This window comes from Pedobacter sp. UC225_61, from assembly GCF_044452285.1.
In the GTDB taxonomy this organism is placed as follows: Bacteria; Bacteroidota; Bacteroidia; order Sphingobacteriales; family Sphingobacteriaceae; genus Pedobacter.
Genome location: NZ_JBIOAL010000001.1, coordinates 1,067,714 through 1,090,707, shown reverse-complemented (window position 1 = coordinate 1,090,707; position 22,994 = coordinate 1,067,714). Strand labels below are relative to the sequence as shown.

The window sequence follows — 22,994 nt, the reverse complement described above, 5'->3', positions numbered from 1 at the left end:
TAAATGGGAATTTGCAAACTACGCTAACTCAAAACCAAATTACAACAATTAATTAAGCTGTTAAAAATCTAGCATACGTTTTACATACAAAAGCCACTCTTTTGAGTGGCTTTTTAAACTATAGAATTACTGCTATCTATAACACAAAGCTTCTAAGTTCATCACTATAGATCCGCTCTTTAGCGCTACCTATGCCAGCTACCCTAAACTCATATTGCGAACCGCTTTGTAAATTAGTTAAGGACAAAGAGCTTTTGCTTTGCACAGAGATAATCCATGTCTCATCACCTAGAACACGATATTCAAACTGGTAACTACTTGCACCATGTATGGCGGCTAGTTTTAAATTGATAGTACCCTTCTCTTTAGGCTGTGCTGTAAACCTTTCTGGCTTTGTTAAAATACCAATCGGACTAAATCCTTTCGCAAGACTAAATCCAGAACTTAGTAAAATCACTTCGTCATTTTTACCATATGCTTCAACATAGAGCGCTAGTTTTTCTAACATTGTTTCTAGGTTATCGCGAGTTTGGTTTCGTATTGCTAGTTGAGATTTCCCTCCGCCTTCGGCATTACTCAAGGCTACCATGTAAGCGGTAGTTGCCGCTGTAACCTCAGCTAATGAAGGAACAGGTGTTACAAAGTTTGGATTGTTTGTCATACTGTCGACAATAAATTTCGCTTTAACATCTAGTTCTGTTTTATGGTAACGGCTAAAGCCCGTTGTAATTTTTGGTTTACTCATAGTTTTGTTTTTAAGCCCTATTTACCATTAATCTAATTAGACAGCATAATGAATAAATAGCGGGATATGAAATTGATAGATAAATTGTTTTATAATGAATGTATAATCTTGTTTAAGCTATGTTTATAGTCTAGCAACGCTCAACAATGAATTAAATACAGTTGTTTATTTTCTTTTGACGGTTGTCAATTTAAAAAATACAGTTGTTCATTTTCTTTTGACAGTTGTCAATTCAAAAAATACAGTTGTTTATTTCTTTTTGACAGTTGTCAATTCAAAAAATACAGTTGCTTATTTCTTTTTGACAGTTGTCAATTCAAAAAATACAGTTGCTTATTTCTTTTTGACAGTTGTCGATTCAAAAAATACAGTTGTTTATTTTCTTTTGACAGTTGTCCATCCAAAAAATACAGTTGCTTATTTTCTTTTGACAGTTGTTAATCAATTAAAATCAGTTGACAATTGTTTCATGCTAATTTACAGCTATTGTTTTTCAGCCATATGACCACCTTTTAAAGTTATTCACTTTGGTGGGAGCCGTGCTCTTTTTTCTGGTACTACACTAAATAAAGAGAACACATTTGTTTCTATTAAAAGATTAATCATCACTTACGTTTTTATTTCCACTGGTTAATTCTGTTCCCAGAGCAAAGTGTATTCGATCACACAAACTGGTAAAAGTAGTCTTGATTGTTTTGCAAAAACCAACGATTTCTTCTTTTCCTAAAGTAGAGATAAAGAGGAAACAACGCAAGTAATTTATTAGTTAATTAATTAATTGTCAGTTAATTATGTTTAACAATTCCGATAATTTATTAAGAGAAAATTAAGCTTTAACATAGTGGACAGTTTATAAATCAAGGTCTATTGCTCACAGGAGATTGCCACGCTGCGCTCGCAAGGACAACAGTTCATCCTAATTACGCTACTCAATTATCATTCAATTGTAAAACCACATCACAAAAATTTGGAAATTAATCAATCGATTGATTAACTTTGGCCCATCAAAAAGACAAATGGAAAAAACTGATAAAAAAACTGATATCCTTAGAGCGGCAGAAATGCTGTTTTCTGAATTTGGTTTCGAGGGTACTTCTACTCGTCAAATTGCTAAGGAATCGGGCGCCAACATGGCGATGATTAATTATTACTTTGGAAGTAAAGAGGGCGTTTTTCTAGAAATTATGGAAGCACGTATTTCTGGACATAAATCAACATTAAAAGAAATAAGTGAACTTCAGGTATCTCCTGTAGAAAAACTAATGAAAGTGATTGACCAATACACTAGAAAGATTTTTTCTAATGTTTGCTTTCACAGAATGATGCAAAGAGAACTTTCTTTAGGTCAGCGACCAGAGATATACAGCAAAATAAAAGATGCAATAAGAGAAAACCGCCTGGTCATAGAAGAAATCTTTGCGGATGGTGTAAAGGATGGCAGTTTTAAAGCAATAGACGGCCGTATGCTTATCGCTACCATATTCGGTGCAATCACTTCTGTTTCTTCTCAACCCGATAAAGTGATAGATGACCCGAACTTTGATATAGAAAACGATAAACAACGAGAAGAACTTCGCCAACGCCTGTCTTCATTTTTACAACACCTCGTACAATCTTATATAATAATCCCAAATAAATGATAACTAATAAATTTAAAATCCTCTTAACTGCATTACTACTACCACTTGTAGTTAATGCGCAAACAGTTAAAAAGCTTAGCTTACAAGAAGCCATAGATTTAGGTGTTGCCAATAGCAAAAACCTTAAGCTTTCGCAAAATAAAATTGATGAAGCTGTTGCGAGGCTTGCGGTAGTAAAAGACAATGTGTTGCCTAGTGCTTCGGCAAGTTTTTTATACAACCATGCCGAAATTCCTACAAATACATTAAGTATTGGCGGTGGTAATCCGATTCATTTGCCAAGCAGAGCTGATGCCTTTGTAGGTACCGCAGCAATTCAGGAAGTTATTTATGGTGGTGGCAAATATAAATATGCACAAGAAAGCACTAAACTATTAACAGATGTTGCTCGTTTAGATGCCGATAAAAACAAGGAAGAAGTTAGCTATGCGATCATCAACACCTACTTTTCTCTTTTTAAAGTAATGCAAAGCAAAAAGGTAGTTGCTCAGAATTTAGAAGCCATTGCTAGTCAACTAAAACAAGCACAACGCTTTTTTGAGCAAGGCATCGTCACTAAAAATGATGTGTTAAGATTTCAATTGCAACAAGCCAATGTCTCGTTAACGGATTTAGAAATTGAGAACAATCGTAAAATCATCAATTACAATTTAGATATCCTTTTAGGCTTGCCTGAAGATACTGAAGTTGCCATTGCTGAAAGTGATTTGCCTTTACAAACGGTACAGCCATTAAGTACCTACATCAGCACTGCTTTTGCGAACCGTCAGGAATTACAACAATTAGATTTGCAAAATAAAGTAGCTGATTTTAACATCAAAACGATTAAGGCAAACACTAGACCTACTGTTGGAGTTGGTGCAAACTTATATTACATTAACCCAAGCGGCAGTTTCATTCCTCCTTCAGAGCAGTTTATCATGCCAGTTACTATTGGTGCAACCATTTCTTGGAACATCGCTTCTTTATGGAACAATAAAAATAAAGTAGCTGAAGCTAAAATTCAACAAAAGGAAATCGGTTTGCAAAAAGATATGTTATCTGATAATGTAAAAACAGAGTTGAATAGAAACTATCAAAATTATAATCTAGCTGTACAACGAATTAACGTTTTAGAAACTTCAATTGCTCAAGCAACGGAAAACGATCGATTATTAGAATCAAAATATAAAAACAACATCGCTTCTGCTACAGATAGAATTGATGCAGAAACGCTTTTATATCAAGCTAAAATCAATTTAGAGTTGGCAAAAGCGGATGCCAAGCTAGCTTACTATACTTTATTAAAATCTACAGGAAAAATTACTCCATAATATAACCATAACAACATAAAGACAATGACAACGAAACCAGAAAAAAAGAAAAATAAAGTTTTACCAATTGTATTAGCAATTTTGCTAGTTGCTGGTGCAGCATTTGGTATTAGTGAATATATGTATGCTAGCAAACATGTAGATACAGATGACGCACAAATTGACGGAGATATTAGTCCGGTAGTAGCTCGTGTAGGCGGCTATGTAAAGGATATTAATTTCGAAGAAAACACAAAAGTGAATCAAGATCAGGTTTTAGTAACCTTAGACGATAGTGATTACAAAATTAAATTAGAGCAAGCACAAGCGGGCCGAGTTGGTGCAAATGCTGGTGTAGGTGTTTCGCAAGCACAAATTGCTGCAACTTCTGCAAATACAAGTACGGCAAAAGCAAATATCCAAGCTGCTCAATCAAATGTTCAGGCGGCAAATGTGAAATTAAATTTAGCGCAGAAAGATTTTAATCGTTATGCGAATTTGATTAAAGATGGTGCCATTACACAACAAGCTTTCGATCAGGCAAGAGCTAATAAAGAATCTGCAGAAGCTGCAAAAGCAGCAGCTCAAGCAGCCTATCAAGCAGCGGTAGATCAATATAATGCAGCCGTTAAACAAGTAGGAACTACTCAATCTCAATTGGGCGTAAGTAGTTCTGGTGTTAGTCAACGTCAATCTGACGTAGACTTTGCTAAACTGCAATTATCATACACGCAAATTAAAGCACCTGCAACAGGTATTGTTTCTAAAAAGAATGTTCAAAAAGGTCAATTAGTGCAACCAGGTCAATCGTTGTTTGCTATTGTAAATGAAAACAGTTTGTTCGTAACTGCGAATTTTAAAGAAACGCAATTAGAAAAAATTAAAGTAGGTTCTAAAGTTAAAATTACTGTTGATGCTTATCAAGACCAGCCAATTGAAGGAGAAGTTTACAATTTTTCTCCAATTACTGGTGCAAAAGGCTCTTTATTGCCTCCAGATAATGCAACGGGTAACTTTGTGAAAGTGGTACAACGTGTGCCTGTAAAAATCAAATTTTTAGGAAAAGACAAAGAATTACTAGAAAAATTACGTCCAGGAATGAGCGTAAAAGTATCTGTTTCTATAAATAACTAACAATGGCCGAAGTAGGTTTTAAAAAATGGATTATTACGTTTACCGTAATCACGGCTTCGTTGTTGGAGCTGATTGATACCACGATTGTAAACGTAGCAATTCCTCAAATACAAGGTAACTTAGGCGCAACCCTCGAGGACATCGCTTGGTTATCTACAGGTTACGCCGTTGCGAACGTAATCATCTTGCCCATGTCGGGTTGGTTGGGTAGTCGCTTTGGACGTAAAAATTATTTCTTAACCTCCATCATCGTTTTTACCCTTGTTTCTTTTTTGTGTGGTAATGCAACATCCTTAAATGAATTAATTCTATTTAGGATTTTGCAAGGACTAGCAGGTGGTGGATTGATTTCTACTGCTCAAGCAATTTTGATAGAAACTTGGCCTCGTGAGGATGTCGGTATTGCAACTGCTTTATTTGGTTTAGGTGCGGTTGTAGGGCCAACAGTAGGACCAACAATTGGGGGTTATATTTTAGAGATTGCCGACTGGCCTTGGATTTTTTACGTAAATATTCCCGTCGGGATACTCGCCGCCTATTGTACGATTACGTTTATTCGAGAGACGCCAAAAGACGGTAAGGGGAAACCCGTAGACTGGTATGGTATAGGATTATTAGCTATTGCCGTTGGTAGTTTACAAACGTTGTTAGAAAAAGGTGAAAGCGAAGATTGGTTCTCTACTCCTTATATTGTTGTGTTAGCAGCAACTTCAGTTTTTGGCTTGCTGTTATTTATTTGGCGAGAGTTAAGTACAGACCATCCGATTGTAAATCTCAAGATCATGAAAAAGCGAAGTTTCTCCATTGGGATGTTTACTTCCTTCATTTTAGGATTTGGATTATATGGCTCAGTGTTCGTATTCCCTGTTTTTGCACAAAATTTATTAGGTTTTACTGCGCTACAAACTGGTAAACTATTTATTGCGGGCGGAATTTGTACCATTTCTATGATGCCATTTATCGGTATTATGCTTAAGAAAGGTGTACCGGCACAATTTATGGCAACAGGCGGAATGTTCTTGTTCTTTGTTTTCTGTTGGATGTTGAGTAAATCGACCTTAGCTTCTGGAACAGGCGACTTTTTCTGGCCATTAGTGATTAGAGGTTTTGGAATGGCCTTATTATTTGTTCCATTAACAACGTTGGCTATGCAAGATTTAAAAGGGCCTGAAATTGGACAGGGATCTGGATTAAACAACATGAGTAGACAATTAGGTGGTTCTTTCGGAATTGCCGCATTAACTACACTTATCCACGTTCGTGCTGGCTTTCACAGAAGTAATTTATTAACGAATATCAACGAATACAATCCTTCATTTACGCAAAAGCTAAATGGCTTAATTAGTAATTTCATGGCTAAGGGCGCTTCTTATTTAGATGCGAAGCTAATGGCCATGAAAGCAATTGAAGGATCTGTGATTAAGCAAACAATGTTACTTACTTACAATGATGCCTATTGGGTAGCCGGATTGATTATGTTATTCTCTATTCCTTTGCTGTACCTGCAAAAGTTTAAAAAGAATGCTAACATAGTAACCGATGCCCATTAAATAAAAAAGTCCCGACATAAATGCCGGGACTTTTTTTTCCCAAAAAATTAACAATTAGTACAAGAGTTTTCTTACAAAACCTTGCGGATACTTTTAAAAGATTTGTTTAACCTTTAATAAGACACAAGATAAGACTTATTTATAAAAGTTCAAAATTTATAATTATTAACTTTTTCTTTCTTTTTGTATTATTTTTGTTGGTATAGCGCAATATCCTTATCTTATCCACATGCAAGCACACCAACCTACTAGTCAGCGAGAATCAGTATTTAATAACGAGGTTATCTCTCGTTTTGAGTTATACAATAGTCTATTTTTAACCCTTCCATTTTATAAGGTAAAAGACACTGGAACCTTATTACCCTTGTTTATTAAAAGTTGCGAGGAAGGTGTAAAACATCATGAAACACCAGCAAAGCTAATAGAAGAGTTTTTTAAGAAATACACGCCAAATACAGATCCGCAGGATATTATTGATTTACTGTTTAGGTTTATTCAATACATAGAGAGACAAGTAGTATTGTTTGATGCGGTTGAGGATGCTTCATTTAATAAGTTGAATATTACAGATGAACAAAGTTCGCTAAGAGCATTATTTTTAAAAGCGAACGACAATAAAAAATTACATCACAAGGTTGATCAACTCATCGAGGACTTTTCTTTGCGCTTAGTATTAACCGCTCACCCAACTCAATTTTATCCTGGTAGTGTTTTGGCTATTATTAACGATTTAACTTTAGCCATCAAAAAAAACGATATCAGTACCATTAATCAGTTATTGCAACAGCTAGGTAAAACACCTTTTTTCAATAAAAAATCTCCAACACCGGTTGATGAGGCGTTGAGTTTAGCATGGTATTTAGAGAACGTGTTCTATTTCGCGGCAGCAAATATCCAATCTGGATTAAATCAGTTATTGAGCGAATACCATATCGATCCTAAAAAAATTATTGAATTAGGTTTTTGGCCAGGTGGCGATAGAGATGGCAATCCGAATGTACATCCAGAAACAACATTACAAGTTTCTAAAATGTTGCGTCAAATTTTATTTAGATGTTATTACCGTGATTTTAGAAATATAAAACGCCGCATTACATTTAGAGGAGTTGAAGATGCAATTGCTGTTTTACAAGATGTATTGTATAAAAATGCGTTCGATAGTAATTTAGAACCACAAGATATTTCAGATTTCTTATTAGAAAATTTACATAAGATTAAGGATATTTTAACGAATGATCATGATGGACTTTTTGCCGATTTGGTAGATGATTTATTGCGAAAAGTTGAATTGTATCGTAGCCATTTTGCATCCTTAGATATTAGACAAGATAGTCGCATTTTGCGTGATGTGCATGCGTATTGCCGTCAACAGAAACCAATTAACGCCTTGTTTAGTGAGAATTATGCTGAGTTATCTGAAGAAGAAAAAATAAAAGCCCTCTCTTTTAGAAATGCTAAGATAATTTACAGCGGTGAACAAAGTAGTTTGATTGAGGACACTTTACAAACCATTGCTCAAATTAAAGAGATGCAACAAAGCAATGGTGAAATGGCTTGTCACCGTTTTATTATTAGTAATTGCCAACAAGCAAGCGACATCTTACAATTGATGGAGTTGTTTTTATGGAATGGTTGGGAAGCTGATGAATTGACGATTGATTTTGTACCTCTTTTTGAAACTGTAAATGATTTATCCGGCGCAGCCAAAATCATGGAAACATTATATACTCATCCTTTTTATCAAAAACATTTAGCTAGCAGGGGCGGAAAGCAAGATATTATGCTTGGCTTCTCTGACAGTACAAAAGATGGTGGATATTTAATGGCTAACTGGTCTATTTTTAAAGCAAAAGTTGACTTAACTACTGTTTCGGAAAAGCACAATATCAAATTAGCATTTTTTGACGGCCGTGGCGGTCCACCTTCTCGTGGTGGCGGTAAAACACATCGTTTTTATGCATCAATGGGTAAAGAAATTGCGAACAAGAATATTCAATTAACCATACAAGGACAAACGATTAGTTCGCAATACGGTTCTATTGATAGTGCTGCTTTTAACATTGAGCAATTAATTAATGCAGGTATTTCTGCAGGTGTAAAGGAAAAACATAACGTATTGTTAGATCCAGAAAATTATAACACGTTAGAGGTAATGGCAAAAGATAGTTATGAATCGTTTTTAGCTTTACGTCAGCACCCGTTGTTTCTACCTTACTTAGAAACCTTATCGCCATTAACACTGCTTTCTAAAATTACAATTAGTAGTCGACCAGTGAAAAGAAACTCTGGTGAAGCGTTGAAATTAGAAGATTTAAGAGCAATTAGTTTCGTAACCTCTTGGAGTCAGTTGAAACAAAATATCCCTGGTTTTTATGGAATAGGAACCGCTTTAAAAAATCAAGAAAAAGCTGGTAATTGGGAACAAGTGACTAAAACATATCAGGAATCAGGATATTTTAAAACCATTATAGATAATTGTATGATGTCTATGAGTAAATCTGATTTTACCATAACTGCTTATTTAGCGAAAGACAAAACATACGGTGAGTTTTGGAAAACCTTACACGAAGAATTCGAGCTTTCTAAAACCATGTTGTTGAAGTTGGCTGGTCATCATAGTTTAATGGAAAATTATCCGGTAGAGAAGCGCTCTATTGCTGTACGCGAGAAAATAATTTTGCCATTAGTACTAATTCAACACTATGCTTTAGAAAAGCTACAACATAAACTAAATGAAGAGCAGCAGCAAGCATATGAAAAGCTAGCCATTCGTACGGTTTACGGTATTGTTAACGCAGGACGAAATTTGGCTTAATAGTTTAAAATATTAACATCTTAAGTTAATCAATTGGTTAACTTAAGATGTTTGGTGTGTAGTAATTTAATTTTATCTAGAAATATTTAAAGCATAAGCTGCTCTAAAGCCGGCGAGTGACTTAAATCCTTGATCAGCAATTCCTTCATATCGAGCACTTAAATCTATGTGGTTTTTATTAGCAAGAGGTAATTGAAAGCCAATAGAAGGAGAAAAGTTAAACATCACTGTGCTAAATTTATAATCATTTATATTTGCACCTCCATACTTGTCATAATTAGGAACGCCAGTAGAGATGCTTACGCCCGTTTCTCCAGCAATATAAAGGGTCTTTATTACTTTAAAATGTAAGCCAAATTTAACAGGAATTAAGCCAAGGCTTGTAGTATAAGAAGTGTTAGGAGTATAGCCTTGTACCTTTCCACCTTTGAATTGCTCATATCCCAAACTAAAAAGTAAACTTTTATGTTCGGTAATACCGAAACGATAACGAGCCGCAATACCATAACTAAATTCACCAAATAATTCTTTCATGTCTTTCATAGGGCTTAAATACTCTGCTCCGATTTCAAGAGCATTTGTACGCATTTCAACCCCAAATACAGTAGTTCTCTTATCCTGCGCTAACAGGCTTGTGTTCCATAAAACCAGTCCCAAAAAGGTGGTCAATACTAATTTCTTTATCATGTAATAGTCGTTAAGTTAGATAGTAATATTACAATTTGTTTTTTGTAAATCCATTCTACTATTAAAATAGTTACAAAGAATTTCACTGATAATATAGAAAGCTTCTACCTGTTTAAACTAAAAAGAATCTATAGGTTATTTAATAAACAATTAGAGCCGACGTCTCAAACTATAATTGCATTCTGATGTTATAGCTAAAGAGATAACTACTTCATGGAAAAAATCATTGTTGTTGCTGGAGCTACAGGTAACTTAGGCACACGCATTAGTAAAGCCTTACGAGAAAAAGATGCCATCGTACATGCCCTAGTTAGGAGTAATAGTGATGCAGGTAAAATAAAAGAATTAGAAAACCTAGGTGTAAAAATTGTTATTGTAGACTATTCATCCATTCAACAATTAACAGACGCCTGTATAAATGCACACTGTGTAATTTCTGCATTATCAGGTTTGAGAGAAGTAATTATCGATGGGCAGAAAAGATTATTAAATGCGGTTATTGCGGCTGGAGTTAAGCGTTTCATTCCTTCAGACTTCTCCATTGATTTTACAAGGCTTAAAGACGGTGAAAATAGAAATTTAGATTTGAGACGTGAGTTTCATCGCTACTTAGATCAGACTACTATTGCTGCAACAAGCATTTTTAATGGAACGTTTATGGATATGCTTACCGATAAAATACCAATGATTTTATTTAAGCAAAAGAAACTTTTGTATTGGGGAAACGCAGATCAATCTCTCGATTTTACTACAATGGATAATATAGCAGAATTTACTGCTTGTGTTGCATTGGAGGAATCATCTCCACGTTATTACCACATCGCTGGCGATCAAATTACACCTAAAGAAATCGCTAAAGTTGTTGGAGAAGTAACGGATCATCCATTTAAACTCTTTAGGCCAGGGGGATTAAAATTGCTACAAGTTCTGACTAAAACCATCAAATTTTTTAATCCTGCAAAACATGAGCTTTATCCAGCATGGCAAGGGATGCAATACATGAGGGATATGATGAGTGGAAGAGCAAAAGTAACCGTATATGATAACGACCGTTATCCAGAAATAAGGTGGACAACTGTTAGAGAATTGCTATTCAAAGAAGTTAAGTGAAAACAATAGATAAATAAAAAAGACCCACAGTTTATCTATGGGTCTTTTAGTACTAATAAATGAATAATAGTTAACGATCAATCGACCCCATTACTCGTTGTCCAAAAGCATTCAGTGCATCTTTTTCAACTGCACCCTCTTTTACCATTTGATGAACTTCTAATGCTCCGCAAATATTAGTAATCATTTCACCTGCAACATCAACTTCTGTTTCGCTTACGCCTCTAAACTCACAAAATGCTTCTAAAACTTCTAATGTTGCCTCCAATTTTTCTGGAGTGTTATTTTGAAATAACTGTCTTATAACTGGAATTTTCATTACTTTATTTTTGTAAATAATTCTGCTAATCCTTCGGCTTTATTGGTTTGAACTTGATCAACCAATGCACCGTTTTCAAAAGCTGCAAAAGTTGGTAAATTATCAACGTTAGCAAACTTTCTTGAATTAGGATATTTTTCAGCATCAACAATTAAGAATGCAACTTCTTCATTTTCTGATGCCATTTTTTTAAACTTCGGCTTCATGATTCTACAATTGCCACACCAAGATGCCGCATATTGAACCATCACTTTGCTGTGATCAGCTAAATGCTGCTGAAGGTTATCTTCTGTTAATTCTAAAAACATGTGATTTAGGTTAATTAGTTAGCGCTTAGGTATTCTGCAACGCCAGTTCTGTTTGCGTTCATTGCTTCTTTACCTTCTTCCCAGTTTGCTGGACAAACTTCACCGTGTTTTTGTACGTGACTATAGGCATCAATTAAACGCAGATATTCTTTTACGTTTCTACCTAATGGCATATCGTTTACACTTTCGTGGAATACTTTACCAGTTTCATCAATTAAATACGTTGCTCTATATGTTACGTTAGAACCTGAAAACACTTCTTCGCCCGCTTCGTTATATTCAACATCTTGATCTAAAATACCTAAGATATTAGCTAAATGTCTATGTGTATCCGCTAATAAAGGATAAGTTACACCTTCAATTCCCCCATTATCTTTTGCTGTATTTAACCATGCAAAATGAACTTCGTTTGTATCGCATGATGCACCAATTACAATTGTATTTCTTTTTTCGAAATCCGGTAAAGCTGCTTGAAATGCGTGTAATTCTGTTGGACAAACAAAAGTGAAATCTTTTGGATACCAGAATAATAAAACTTTAGAATTTTTATTTACTGCTTCTTCAAATATATTGATTTTCAAGTCGTCGCCCATTTCAGACATTGCATCAATACTAACACTCGGGAATTTTTTACCTACTATAGCCATATATAAATTAAATTTTTTGCAAAGATAAGGCAATAAGCCTTCTAAAACAATCAAGTTTAACTTATCTTACATACTAAATGTTGATAGCCATATAGACAAAAACTATAAATTATTGATAATGGTTAGTTTTTGTCTATATTAAATTCGAACTGAAATTTTGGGCAAAAAATAGCCACAGATACGCAGGTTTTTACATGTTTCGTCATTGCGAGGCACGAAGCAATCTTACAAAAAAGTAAAGTTTGATTGTATATCGCTTTAAGATTGCTTCGTGCCTCGCAATGACGTGCTGGATTTACATATGGAACAAAAAAGCCACAAGAAAATAATTCTTGTGGCTTTTGTTTTCTTTAAAACGAGCTATTTCTTCAGCGTAGTTTCAAACAATTTAAAAATGCGCTTGTACTCATCTGTCCAGCTGCTTGGTTCTACAAAGCCATGGTCTTCTACTGGGTAAACAGCAAGCTCCCAATTGTCTTTACCAAGTTCTATAAAACGCTGAGTCAATCTTACAATGTCTTGGAAGTGTACATTCTCATCAACCATACCGTGTAGCATTAACAAGTTTCCTTTTAATTTATCGGCATAATAAATTGGCGAGCTACGTTTATAAGCAATTGGATCATTAAAAGGTTCATTTAAAATATTTGCGGTATAACCATGGTTATAATGCGCCCAGTCTGTTACCGAACGTAAAGCTCCACCAGCAGCAAATACTTCTGGCTCTTTAAAAAGCCCCATTAAGGTGATAAAACCACCGTAAGAGCCGCCATACAAGCCTACATGTTTAGGGTTAACACCATACTTCTCTACTAACATTTTAACACCATCTACTTGATCCGTTAAATCCTTCCCACCCATATCTCTATAAATTCCTGTGCGGTGATTTCTTCCGTATCCAGAGCTTGCTGTGTAATCAATATCAATAACCGTATACCCATTATCTGCCAGTAAATTATTGAACATGTATTCTCTAAAATATTGACTCCACCAGTAATGAACATTTTGTAAATAACCAGCACCATGTACAAATACTACTGCAGGCTTATTTGGATGAGGATTTGTTGTTGGATAAACTCTTGCGTACACATCATCTCCATAACGATTTTTAAATGAAACTAAATCTGGTTGACGCCATTTGTAACTATCAAACTCTGCAGTAGTAGATTTTGTAATTTGAACGGCTTTTGCACCTGGCTTGTTCGCTTGGACATACAGTTCCCACGGTTTATCCATATACGAATAATTGATAGCCAACCACTTTTCATCTGGAGATAAAGTGATTTCATTACCACCTTTCATCGAAGTGATCTGAACTAATTCCCCGCCATTTACACTAATTTTATAGAAATGTGTAATGCCAGGATGTTCTTTATTTGCAGTGATGTAAAAAGTAGTTTTATCTTTTGATAATTGTGCTCTTTGTACTTCCCATTTGCCAGAGGTGATTTGCTTTTTCTCGTTTGTTGCAACATTGAAAACATAAATATGCGAATAACCCGTTGCTTCGCTTTGGAAATAAAAACGATTATTATCGATCCATTCTATACCTCTACCAACTCCAGGGCCACCAATCCATGCCTCATCACGTTGACGATCTAATACAGTTACATTACCTGTTGTAGCATCTAGTTTTAAAATCCATAAATCTTTATTGTCTTGTGCATCAGCAGTAATAATAGCTGTAGTTCCATTCTCATTCCATTCAGGACTCCCTAGATTTACCTTACGGTCTTCATTTTTCTGAGTTCGTTCTTCTAATTGTTTAGGATAATCTTTTACATAATCTGGCAAATCTTTTATACCTGTAATTTGAGTTGTTTTAATTGTATAAACACTATCTTTTTCTCCATCGTATAAAAAGCTTTCAGATAGGGTTAAGTTCTCTCCAACTTTAGTACGCCCTTGAATATCTTCTGTATAACCCGATGAGGTAACATAATTAGGGACTATAGTATTGTGATTTGTAGTTACTGGTGTAGTTAAACGATAACTCACAAATCTTCCATCTGGGCTAACTACCAAACCCGATAAAAATTTGTCTTCAAGGTAGATAGGTTTAATTGCTTTCTGATTAGCATCGAAAGCGCCAAAACGACCACGTCCTGCAAAACCTTGAGCCCTTCCTCCTGTTTTATTACGTTTTTTAATGATATCGAAAAGCTCTGTTTGCTCAGTTTTTAACCAAGTATCTTGTAAAGATGATGTAGCTCTTTCTGGAATAGCTGGTCTTTTGCCTTTTACAAAGTTTGTTAATTGTTTTAACTCGTTAGTTTGTAAATTCAATTGAAATAAATTATCACCACGCTGAAAAACGACATCATTATTGTATAAAAAATAAGCGCCATTTTCACGATCAACTGTGTTGGTTAATCTGGATTCCTTTTTGCTTTTAAAATTGTAAATGTAGATATCCCCGCCTTTTTCATACAAGGCTAAAGATTTGTCTTTATTGTACGTATAATTATTTCCCGCAGCTTTTGTCGCTTCATTATCTGCTGCAATTTCAGTTTTATTAGTTAAAACACTTACTTTATACGCCTGATCTTTTTCCTTATTTTCAGGATTCCAAGTAAAGAAAACAGTTTTACTATCTTCAGACCAACGGTAATTTGTTGGAGAAACACCCATCCATTTTGGGTCACGCATTATTTTTTGAACTGTTAAAGGAGCAAGCTGCTGTGCTTGTGCTACGCCCGCTAAAAGCAAAAAGAGAACTAAGTATTTTTTCATGATTATTGTTAATAGATCCTTCGCTACGCTCAGGATGACAAATTCGATTAGTTTGATTTACTTGCGAAACCGCCTTTTTTACTGCTTACATTCACAGTAAATTTACCTCCACCTTTTACCAACCAGCGAACAGTTACAAAAGAATTACCAGCAATGTTGCTTACTTTGATATTCGCCGGATCCATTTTTTGTTCTGTTGTAAAATTCATATCACGGTTATTTACCACCATTCCTGCAACTACATTTCCACCAGCTAAAGAGATGATGTCTGGTGTTTCGATGTTATTTTTCACATCTTGACTAGAGTGTGTTGGGATCATTCTATCGTTCGTTACGACTGCCGTTACTTGTGTTAATCCACCACCAATTTCTTTTACTTCAATTTCTCCAACGTTTAATTTTGGCGTATTGTAAGCATGATAAATACTGAAAGCCATGTTTCTATGCGCATCACTTTCTAGTAAAAAACCAGGGTGTAAACGCGTATATGTTTTCTTAAATCCTCCAATTTCAATATCACCATACGTTGGATGTTTGTAAGGATGCCAATCTACAAACGCATCTTTCATCAACAGATCTTTATCAAAAGTATAAATCTGTGTTTGGCTGTCTTCTCCATCTGTCTTGTTATACATCGAATAACCTGTCCATAATTCGTTTGAGAATGTATAAATCCCTCTACCTCCATAAAACCAATCTAATTCTCCACCAAAAACAGAATACAAATCTTTATAAACCACCAAATATTTATATCCTGGAAGCATTTCTTCTCCCTTTTTACCTAATGCATCGTACACTCTAACATCTTGTGCGTTGTAGGTATCTAAATCTTCTAAAGCACCTGGACCTCTTAAAATCATTCCGCCATTGTTATGGTAAGATTGTGCTGCCGCGATATTCGGATGTTTCATTACAAAATCTAAAATCGCTCTGTTTTCTGGTATAGAGAAAGGGTATTTATACGCACCGCCTTGAATATAATTTGGCTGCCAGTTCCATCCCCAATCGCGGTTAGGATCATAAGCACCTTCACCATCTTCATTTACGAAACCATCGCTATCATTATCAATTCCTTCCGATCCTAATAATTCATATTCTCCCTTTTCATCATTCCCTACCATAATCATTCGCCTGGAATCTGTTGGGTCAACTTTGTAACGACCAGTTGCACTTTTACGGCGCATCATTACAATGTTTCCGTCGCCATCTAAATCATCAAAACCATCTTCATTTGTTGCTCCATCTCTATCGTTATCAATTGGAATTAATCCAGTACGAGGAGAGTGTGCTGTATTTGCTTGATGAATAAAATTATCCCTAGCATCGGGGTTAATTGTTGGTGCGATATAAAAAGTTTTATCTGCCAATAAAGACTGGATTTCCTTATTGCCAGCATTGTACATTTCTGCTAAATACCATGCTGTATATAAGGCAAATTCGCTTCCTTGTATTTCGTTAGAGTGGATATTTCCATCAATGTACATCGCTGGTTTTTTATCTGCACTTCCAACTTTTGTATCGGTTATAGTCATTACCCAAAGCTCTTTGCCTTGAAAAGATTTTCCCATAAACTCGAGTTTAACCAAGTTTGGATGAGCCGCAGCTAGTTTCTTGCAAATTTCTGTAATTGCCGTGTGATCGTTGTAACGGTTCCAACTAATTTGCATTTTAGGATTTGGTGGCGTTCCAACTGCTGCCAGCAAATTTTCTGGTTTTTGAGCTTTTAAAATTCCGGCACACAAAATTAGTACAGCCAGAAGAATAGTATGTTTGATTCTCATTGTCTTGTCTGATTTATAGTGTTACCTCAATAGATTTACTTCCTGTGGTTGGGCTGCCAGCATCGATAGTTATTTTACCGCTACCTTTTATCAACCATGTTAATTCTTTATACTCCTTACCTTGAATACCTTCTAACGATTGGGTTTTTCGACCACTAACTACGTTTTGATTTGCGTTGAGGTTAACTTTTACAGTAATCTTTTTTAAGAAATAACTGCGGTCGCCAATTTTAGTATAAGTTGGTAAATCACCAGTATTTAAAACACTTAAAGTAACACGAGTTAGTCCATCGGAAACTTTTTCAGTCTTTACATTTACCACATCTATTTGTGGAGCCATTGCCGCTAATCCTACAATAAAGTCTGTGTGTTTTCCTACAATTCCATCCACCATTTTATACGGAGGATTAATCAATACAAAAGGATCAACACCTCCAACTTCTACCGTTTGACCAGGAAAATCTGGATGAGAAACTGCTTTCCAAGGGGTAAATGTATCAGTAATCCCTTGACTAGCCGCCCAGCGTAAGTAAGATGCTGTTGCGTCTTCGTTCGTAAATTTCTTTTCTTTTCTAGACGAATCTGGTGTAGTTTTAGGAACCCACCATCCTGGAGTGCTAAAGCTTAAACGTCCATAATGGAAATATGCCCATTGTGAGAAATCACCACTTTCTGCTTGCGTTTTTGGTGCATCTTTTGTTTTGGTAATTTTATTATAACGTTCGGAAACTAGCGCATTTGATTTTGCATCGCTATCAAACCAACCTGTGATTACACGTTTAGAAATTGCTGCTGGATTAAAAGTAACTGGTGCAGATAAGTTATTTGTCGGGCCAAAAGTAACTACAGCATACACGTTAAATGCATCGAACAAGAAATCAAAAAGCGCTCTGTTTTCTTTTTCCGAAACTGCATAGTCTCCAGCGCCTGCAATAAATCCTTTAAAATTATAACTTGAATTTTTATTAAAATGGATTCCGCCATCGCCATCTTCGTTAAAATCGCCGTCCTTATCGTTATCTATTCCTTCTGGCAATAAAATATATTTTCCTGTTTCACCTTTCGTGGCATCAGCTAGCAATAAAGAGCGAGGATCATCCGAGTTTATTTTATATTTTCCTGTCGGATCAAGAATGCGCATCCAAGTAATTTTTCCATTTCCATCCAGGTCGTCTACATCATCTTCATTTACTTTGCCGTCCCTATCGTCATCTGTTTTAGTTGCATTTCCACTACGTTCTGATTTTACTTTAGCGAAATATTGCTCAGTTGCATCTGGACTCATATTCGGAAACACATAAAACGTTTGTTTATTCAACACACTTTTAATGCTATCTATAGTAGAAGATGCCATTAATTTTTCAGCAAAGCCGATAGCCATTTCAACACCTAAAAGATGTTTTCCTTCTACTCCTCCAACTACAGCAATAGCTGGTTTTTGTTCTGTTTTACCAGATCCGATGGTCAACATCCAGATGTCTTTGCTACCTACCGTTTGCGTTAAAGATTTGGTTTTAACCCATTGTGGGTATTTTTCTGCAAGCGCTTTAACTCTCTGAGCTAAACGAGCATTGTTACTATAATCCTGCTGATTCTGTGCGAAGACATTGCATAGCAATAGCAGAAAAACCAAGTTAAAAAGGTAAAGTTTCTTCATATTTGTTTAGGTTATGCTTGCAATTTATATAAAAAAGCAGTTACATAATCTAAAGCATTACAAGATTTTATAAATGTTACACATCCATAAAACGATAAAAACAAGCTTACCGAACTACTTTACCGTTCTGGTCTATATTTACATTAAATGGAGGCATATAATCTTGCAATAAAACGGCGAATTCTCTACGATTTATCTGTCTCTTTAAGTCTAATTCCGTTTTAAATTGGTACGTCGTTTTCCATTTTTTTTCGAGGCCTCTTTTTGTATCTTCTAACGATTTATTTCCAACATAACAGACCATATCTATAGCAGACCCAATTGTCATTTGTGGCGATTTATAATCATCAAACCAAATTTGAGCTTTATAATAGAAATCTTTAAACGGTTGTTTAATTTCTTCGGTAGTTACCAATTTATCTGGAGAAAAATTAGCTATTGCTCCATTAATATCTGCTTTCAATATCCCTGTAACGCCAACAAACTGAATCGCTTTCCAATTGGTGTCTGCTGTTTTGATATCGGCAAAGGGTATTAAATTTAACTTATAGTTAATTAATTCCCCTTGAATTTTCTTCAAATTAGAAAGTGAGGTTTTAGTATCGTAAAAAGCAGAGTAGGCAGCGGTTGCTCCTGCGGCTTGACCAAGTAACATACTATTTGGGTCGTTTATCCACACTAAATTTTCCTGTTGAGGAATAAAGAAATTATATAATGAAAAGAAATTGGCATTTGTTCCATTAGCTGATTTTCCTGCCGCTACGCTTGTTCTGTAAAGTGTCGAGCCATAGTCTAATTTTGCCCAGTTTTGTGTTGATCTTACAGTGATTTTTAAAGCCTCGTTCAATTTCGCATCTGCCAGATTAATGAATACTTTAGGTTTTATTGTACTTCCATCGCTTAATTTAAAATTCCAATTGTTTCCAGAACGTTCTGCTTTAACCCACATCACGTTTCTAATAATCGTTAAATTTTTAGTGCTATCTGCCCAAATGGTTAATACATTGTTGGCTACTTGCTTGTCGAAACCTGTTACATATTTTTCTCCATTTTTATTCAGAAAAGCATTGTACTTTTTTAAAAATGTAGCTTGTATTCCCGAATTTAAATCATTTTCAATTGGTGAAATATCAAACCCGCCCGCTTGTAATAAAATTGTAGTTTTTACCCCAGAAATAGCTGATTGAAGACCTGCAGCAACTGCCGCATTTCCATTTCCAATTACCAATACTCCGGGTTTCAATGTTTGTGCGTTTGCATAATCAAAGAAGACCATTAAGATCAAAGCAAAAAATAAATTTTTTCTCATTTTATAGTGTTATAAGATTATATACGCAATATGCTTTAATTGGATGTGTTTTTGATGAATTTTATTGCCATTTAACTATATTTAACAATTCACAAACCCATTAGTGCTCAATTATATGGAACAAAAGACTGACGTGGTTTTTAAAACTCAACAAGCATACAAATATACGCTTAGAAAAAATAATGCTGCACAACGAATAGTTAAACTAAAGACGTTAAAAGACGCTATAAAAAAATATGAAGGCGCACTCTATAAAGCTTTAAACAGTGATTTGCGTAAAAGTGTTTTTGAGAGTTCTATTACCGAACTGTTTTTTATTTACGGAGAACTTGATTTCGCCATCAAAAATTTAAAGGGTTGGATGTTCCCCAAGCATGTTGGCACTACATTGACTAGCCCATTTTCTAAAAACAGGATATATTATGAACCAAAAGGAGTTTGCTTAATTATTGCGCCCTGGAATTATCCCTTTCAGTTAGTCATGAGTCCATTAATTTCTGCAATTGCCGCTGGGAATTGTGCAATAGTTAAACCTTCAGAACTTAGTCCAGCAACTAGCAAAGTAATTAGTAAAATTATTGCTGAAGCCTTTGAGGAACAAGAAGTAGCTTGCTTCGAAGGAAATGCTAGTCTTTCTACATTGTTGTTAAAATTACCTTTCGATCATATCTTTTTTACTGGAAGTACTGAAGTTGGGAAAATAGTAATGGAGGCTGCCGCTAAAAACTTGACTTCCGTAACGTTAGAACTTGGTGGAAAATCTCCAACAATAGTTGATAAAGATGTTGACTTGGTAAAAGCAGCAGAAAAAATTGCATGGGGTAAGTTAGTTAATGCTGGACAAACATGTATTGCGCCAGATTATGTTTTTGTACACGAGCAACAGCTCGATGAATTTATTGGTTTGTATAAAGCAGCTGTAAACAAAATGTATTTCAAAACGGATAAACTAGACACTAAGGTTTATGGTAAAATAATTAGTCCAAAACACTATAAAAGATTAAAAACTTTAATAGATGAAGCCGTAGAAAGAGGTGCTAGAATAGATTTAGGTGGAACTTTTGATGAATCTAACCAAACCATTTACCCAGTGTTATTAAGTAAAATACCTGAAGGTGCAAAAGTAATGGAAGAAGAAATATTTGGACCTGTTTTGCCTATTATTTCTTACAAAAACTTGGAGGAGGTAATTGATCAAATCAACTCTAAAAGTAAAGCGTTGGCATTATACATCTTTAGCAAAAACCAGAAAAATATTAAACACATTATTAAAAATACAAGTGCAGGTGGTACTTGTGTAAATGATGTTTTAATTCATATTTCTAATCCTAAATTGCCTTTTGGTGGTGTAAATGGGAGTGGGATTGGAAGTTGCCATGGATTTTTTGGTTTCAAAAATTTCTCTCATGAAAGAGCAGTGGTTTTCCAATCGAGATTAGATCTTAGTAGCATGATTTATCCGCCGTATATTGGTAAAGAATGGGTATTGAAACTACTAAAGAGAATTATGTAATGTATGCAAGAACTAGAAAAATTAAAATATCCCATCGGGAAGTATACTCCTCCAGTAAATATTGATACCGATCAAGTTCAATTATGGATTGATGATTTGGCGAATTTCCCTCAGGAAATTGCAAAAATTACTTCTTCATTAAGCGAAGCTGATTTAGAAATTCCTTATCGCCCAGATGGCTGGACCGTTAGACAAGTAATTCATCATTTAGCAGACAGTCACATTAATGCATACACTCGTGTTCATCTAACTTTAACGGAAGAATGCCCAACTATTCGCCCGTATTTTGAAGATAAATGGGCAGAGTTACCTGATGGAAAAACTGGTGATATCCAACTTTCTATTGCTATTTTAAAGGCCATTCATGAGCGATTAGTAGTTTTACTTCGAACGCTTAAATCAAGTGATTTTGAGAGAACTTATTTTCATCCAGAGGCAGAAAAAGAATTTACTTTAGGTTATTTGCTTGGTAATTATGCATGGCATGGTAAACATCATTTAGCTCATATTCAATCGGCTTTAAAATGAAAAAATATTTAGTGATATTTCTTATTGGAATAGCATTTCATTTACCTGCTAATGCGCAAAAATACAGCACGTTAAAACAGTTCTATTTTATGTTAGGCAATTGGGAAATGAAAACTGCAAAAGGGAAAATCACCGAAAGTTGGACGCAAAACAAAGAAAGTTTAAGCGGCAAAAGTTACCGTCACGCTTTAAATGGTGATAGCAGTTTGATGGAAACCTTACTCATCAAAAAAATTGATAGTGATTTTTACTACTGCTCAAATGTTAGTGGGCAAAATAATGGCGAAACTGTGAGTTTCAAACTTATATCGAATGAGAATAATATATTAGTTTTTGAAAATGCTACGCATGATTTTCCGCAACGAATTGTTTACCAAAATATGAGTAAAAATGAATTATTAGCTTGGATAGAAGGGGAGCGAAATGGCAAAAAAAGCAAATCCGAGTTTCGTTACCATCGGAAAATGTAACTATTACTCTCAGCTATTCTCCTCTTCGTTCTGGTGACAAAAAATTATTGCTTAAAATTTATTAATCTGTGTATTTAGCCAGTTTATTTCTTTTTCTTGAGCTTTAATAATGTCTTCAGCCATTAATTTAATATGAGTATTATTGGAATACGGTAAATATGCTTTTGCCATATCAACTGCACTTTGATGATGAGGAATCATTAGTGCTACAAAATCATTTTCTATATTATTGGTCAATTTTACTTTGCTCATTGCATCCATCATTGGATTCATAGACGTAGCTAATGCGGCCTTAAATTTATCAACATTAGTTGAAGGTTTTTGAGATGCTGTTTTCAAGAAATCTTGGAGCATTGTAATTTCCCTTTTTTGAGCCTCAATTACTTTGTTTGCAAAACTGATTAATTCTGCAGATTTTCCATTATTCACAATTGCTTTGGCCATTACAATTGCTCCTTCGTGATGCGGTATCATCATTGAAGCAAAATCATAATCTGGATTTCCAGTTTGTTTCACTTTGTGCATAGCCATCATACTTTCATCCATTGCCTGCATCATTTCATTTTTTATAGGTGTATGATTCATAGCAGAATGATTATTTGATTTGGTTTTTTCTGCCTGATTACAAGCTGAAAATAGTACTGCCGCAACAGTTAATGTAATTAGTATTGTTTTCATCAGTATATAATTGTTTTTAAAGGTGATGAAGCTATCATGAGCAATATTCATTATTGTTTATGAGTTGTTTGCTCATGA

General features: G+C 35.0%; 19 protein-coding genes. 9 read left to right on the top strand and 10 right to left on the bottom strand.

Going from position 1 to position 22,994, the window contains the following annotated elements; genetic code table 11:
- Positions 1 to 136: 136 nt before the first annotated feature.
- Positions 137 to 745 carry a fibronectin type III domain-containing protein gene (locus ACHMWN_RS05270; RefSeq protein ID WP_397298313.1) on the bottom strand — a complete coding sequence of 203 codons (609 nt, stop codon included), beginning with the start codon at positions 743 to 745 and terminating at the stop codon, positions 137 to 139.
- Between the two features lie 1,016 nt (positions 746 to 1,761).
- Here ACHMWN_RS05270 and ACHMWN_RS05265 point away from each other — a divergent pair.
- From ACHMWN_RS05265 to ACHMWN_RS05245, 5 genes are all read left to right on the top strand, one after another.
- Complete coding sequence (locus ACHMWN_RS05265) at positions 1,762 to 2,385, top strand: TetR/AcrR family transcriptional regulator (RefSeq protein ID WP_397298312.1); 624 nt, start codon at positions 1,762 to 1,764, stop codon at positions 2,383 to 2,385.
- Complete coding sequence (locus ACHMWN_RS05260; RefSeq protein ID WP_397298310.1) at positions 2,382 to 3,698, top strand: TolC family protein; 1,317 nt, start codon at positions 2,382 to 2,384, stop codon at positions 3,696 to 3,698. The genes ACHMWN_RS05265 and ACHMWN_RS05260 overlap by 4 nt, the downstream gene beginning before the upstream one ends.
- 24 nt (positions 3,699 to 3,722) lie before the next feature.
- Positions 3,723 to 4,811, top strand: coding sequence for an HlyD family secretion protein (locus ACHMWN_RS05255; protein ID WP_397298308.1), 1,089 nt, complete (start codon positions 3,723 to 3,725; stop codon positions 4,809 to 4,811).
- A gap of 2 nt (positions 4,812 to 4,813) precedes the next feature.
- Entirely contained in the window at positions 4,814 to 6,361 is a 1,548-nt protein-coding gene (locus ACHMWN_RS05250; protein WP_397298306.1) for a DHA2 family efflux MFS transporter permease subunit, read from the top strand.
- Positions 6,362 to 6,590: 229 nt separating this feature from the next.
- Positions 6,591 to 9,176, top strand: a complete 2,586-nt coding sequence (locus ACHMWN_RS05245; RefSeq protein WP_397298305.1) for a phosphoenolpyruvate carboxylase — start codon at positions 6,591 to 6,593, stop codon at positions 9,174 to 9,176.
- Positions 9,177 to 9,248: 72 nt separating this feature from the next.
- Here the strand turns inward: ACHMWN_RS05245 and ACHMWN_RS05240 are convergent, their stop codons facing one another.
- Positions 9,249 to 9,863 carry a hypothetical protein gene (locus ACHMWN_RS05240; protein WP_397298304.1) on the bottom strand — a complete coding sequence of 205 codons (615 nt, stop codon included), beginning with the start codon at positions 9,861 to 9,863 and terminating at the stop codon, positions 9,249 to 9,251.
- 213 nt (positions 9,864 to 10,076) lie between these two features.
- Here ACHMWN_RS05240 and ACHMWN_RS05235 point away from each other — a divergent pair, with 213 nt between their 5' ends.
- The gene (locus tag ACHMWN_RS05235) at positions 10,077 to 10,973 is read left to right on the top strand and encodes an NmrA family NAD(P)-binding protein (protein WP_397298302.1); all 897 of its coding nucleotides are present in this window, start codon (positions 10,077 to 10,079) and stop codon (positions 10,971 to 10,973) included.
- 70 nt (positions 10,974 to 11,043) lie between these two features.
- Here ACHMWN_RS05235 and ACHMWN_RS05230 read toward each other — a convergent pair whose 3' ends face one another.
- From ACHMWN_RS05230 to ACHMWN_RS05200, 7 genes are all read right to left on the bottom strand, one after another.
- Positions 11,044 to 11,292 carry a DUF6952 family protein gene (locus tag ACHMWN_RS05230; protein ID WP_397298300.1) on the bottom strand — a complete coding sequence of 83 codons (249 nt, stop codon included), beginning with the start codon at positions 11,290 to 11,292 and terminating at the stop codon, positions 11,044 to 11,046.
- A complete protein-coding gene (locus tag ACHMWN_RS05225) occupies positions 11,292 to 11,600 on the bottom strand; it encodes a thioredoxin family protein (RefSeq protein ID WP_397298298.1) in 309 nt (102 codons plus the stop codon). Before ACHMWN_RS05225 ends, ACHMWN_RS05230 begins: the two co-directional genes overlap by 1 nt.
- Before the next feature lie 14 nt (positions 11,601 to 11,614).
- A complete protein-coding gene (locus ACHMWN_RS05220) occupies positions 11,615 to 12,247 on the bottom strand; it encodes a peroxiredoxin (RefSeq protein ID WP_397298296.1) in 633 nt (210 codons plus the stop codon).
- 360 nt (positions 12,248 to 12,607) lie between these two features.
- Positions 12,608 to 14,980, bottom strand: coding sequence for a prolyl oligopeptidase family serine peptidase (locus ACHMWN_RS05215; protein WP_397298294.1), 2,373 nt, complete (start codon positions 14,978 to 14,980; stop codon positions 12,608 to 12,610).
- 47 nt (positions 14,981 to 15,027) lie between these two features.
- Positions 15,028 to 16,761 (bottom strand): M14 family metallopeptidase, encoded by a 1,734-nt coding sequence (locus tag ACHMWN_RS05210; protein WP_397298293.1) that lies wholly within the window; start codon positions 16,759 to 16,761, stop codon positions 15,028 to 15,030.
- 13 nt (positions 16,762 to 16,774) lie between these two features.
- Positions 16,775 to 18,418, bottom strand: a complete 1,644-nt coding sequence (locus ACHMWN_RS05205) for a M14 family metallopeptidase (protein ID WP_397298291.1) — start codon at positions 18,416 to 18,418, stop codon at positions 16,775 to 16,777.
- Between the two features lie 106 nt (positions 18,419 to 18,524).
- Entirely contained in the window at positions 18,525 to 19,727 is a 1,203-nt protein-coding gene (locus ACHMWN_RS05200) for a hypothetical protein (protein ID WP_397298289.1), read from the bottom strand.
- Positions 19,728 to 19,842: 115 nt separating this feature from the next.
- Here ACHMWN_RS05200 and ACHMWN_RS05195 point away from each other — a divergent pair, with 115 nt between their 5' ends.
- The 3 genes from ACHMWN_RS05195 to ACHMWN_RS05185 are packed head-to-tail and all read left to right on the top strand — an operon-like array spanning position 19,843 to position 22,238.
- Positions 19,843 to 21,240, top strand: coding sequence for an aldehyde dehydrogenase family protein (locus ACHMWN_RS05195; RefSeq protein ID WP_397298287.1), 1,398 nt, complete (start codon positions 19,843 to 19,845; stop codon positions 21,238 to 21,240).
- 3 nt (positions 21,241 to 21,243) lie between these two features.
- Positions 21,244 to 21,768, top strand: a complete 525-nt coding sequence (locus ACHMWN_RS05190) for a YfiT family bacillithiol transferase (RefSeq protein ID WP_397298286.1) — start codon at positions 21,244 to 21,246, stop codon at positions 21,766 to 21,768.
- The gene (locus ACHMWN_RS05185) at positions 21,765 to 22,238 is read left to right on the top strand and encodes a DUF6265 family protein (RefSeq protein WP_397298284.1); all 474 of its coding nucleotides are present in this window, start codon (positions 21,765 to 21,767) and stop codon (positions 22,236 to 22,238) included. The genes ACHMWN_RS05190 and ACHMWN_RS05185 overlap by 4 nt, the downstream gene beginning before the upstream one ends.
- Positions 22,239 to 22,289: 51 nt before the next feature.
- Here ACHMWN_RS05185 and ACHMWN_RS05180 read toward each other — a convergent pair whose 3' ends face one another.
- Positions 22,290 to 22,916 (bottom strand): DUF305 domain-containing protein, encoded by a 627-nt coding sequence (locus ACHMWN_RS05180; RefSeq protein ID WP_397298283.1) that lies wholly within the window; start codon positions 22,914 to 22,916, stop codon positions 22,290 to 22,292.
- Positions 22,917 to 22,994: the final 78 nt, after the last annotated feature.

Excerpts from the sequence above, each read along its gene's own strand:
- ACHMWN_RS05270 (WP_397298313.1), bottom strand. The coding sequence starts at position 745 with ATGAGTAAACCAAAAATTACAACGGGCTTTAGCCGTTACCATAAAACA.
- ACHMWN_RS05265 (WP_397298312.1), top strand. The coding sequence starts at position 1,762 with ATGGAAAAAACTGATAAAAAAACTGATATCCTTAGAGCGGCAGAAATG.
- ACHMWN_RS05260 (WP_397298310.1), top strand. The coding sequence starts at position 2,382 with ATGATAACTAATAAATTTAAAATCCTCTTAACTGCATTACTACTACCA.
- ACHMWN_RS05255 (WP_397298308.1), top strand. The coding sequence starts at position 3,723 with ATGACAACGAAACCAGAAAAAAAGAAAAATAAAGTTTTACCAATTGTA.
- ACHMWN_RS05250 (WP_397298306.1), top strand. The coding sequence starts at position 4,814 with ATGGCCGAAGTAGGTTTTAAAAAATGGATTATTACGTTTACCGTAATC.
- ACHMWN_RS05245 (WP_397298305.1), top strand. The coding sequence starts at position 6,591 with ATGCAAGCACACCAACCTACTAGTCAGCGAGAATCAGTATTTAATAAC.
- ACHMWN_RS05240 (WP_397298304.1), bottom strand. The coding sequence starts at position 9,863 with ATGATAAAGAAATTAGTATTGACCACCTTTTTGGGACTGGTTTTATGG.
- ACHMWN_RS05235 (WP_397298302.1), top strand. The coding sequence starts at position 10,077 with ATGGAAAAAATCATTGTTGTTGCTGGAGCTACAGGTAACTTAGGCACA.
- ACHMWN_RS05230 (WP_397298300.1), bottom strand. The coding sequence starts at position 11,292 with ATGAAAATTCCAGTTATAAGACAGTTATTTCAAAATAACACTCCAGAA.
- ACHMWN_RS05225 (WP_397298298.1), bottom strand. The coding sequence starts at position 11,600 with ATGTTTTTAGAATTAACAGAAGATAACCTTCAGCAGCATTTAGCTGAT.
- ACHMWN_RS05220 (WP_397298296.1), bottom strand. The coding sequence starts at position 12,247 with ATGGCTATAGTAGGTAAAAAATTCCCGAGTGTTAGTATTGATGCAATG.
- ACHMWN_RS05215 (WP_397298294.1), bottom strand. The coding sequence starts at position 14,980 with ATGAAAAAATACTTAGTTCTCTTTTTGCTTTTAGCGGGCGTAGCACAA.
- ACHMWN_RS05210 (WP_397298293.1), bottom strand. The coding sequence starts at position 16,761 with ATGAGAATCAAACATACTATTCTTCTGGCTGTACTAATTTTGTGTGCC.
- ACHMWN_RS05205 (WP_397298291.1), bottom strand. The coding sequence starts at position 18,418 with ATGAAGAAACTTTACCTTTTTAACTTGGTTTTTCTGCTATTGCTATGC.
- ACHMWN_RS05200 (WP_397298289.1), bottom strand. The coding sequence starts at position 19,727 with ATGAGAAAAAATTTATTTTTTGCTTTGATCTTAATGGTCTTCTTTGAT.
- ACHMWN_RS05195 (WP_397298287.1), top strand. The coding sequence starts at position 19,843 with ATGGAACAAAAGACTGACGTGGTTTTTAAAACTCAACAAGCATACAAA.
- ACHMWN_RS05190 (WP_397298286.1), top strand. The coding sequence starts at position 21,244 with ATGCAAGAACTAGAAAAATTAAAATATCCCATCGGGAAGTATACTCCT.
- ACHMWN_RS05185 (WP_397298284.1), top strand. The coding sequence starts at position 21,765 with ATGAAAAAATATTTAGTGATATTTCTTATTGGAATAGCATTTCATTTA.
- ACHMWN_RS05180 (WP_397298283.1), bottom strand. The coding sequence starts at position 22,916 with ATGAAAACAATACTAATTACATTAACTGTTGCGGCAGTACTATTTTCA.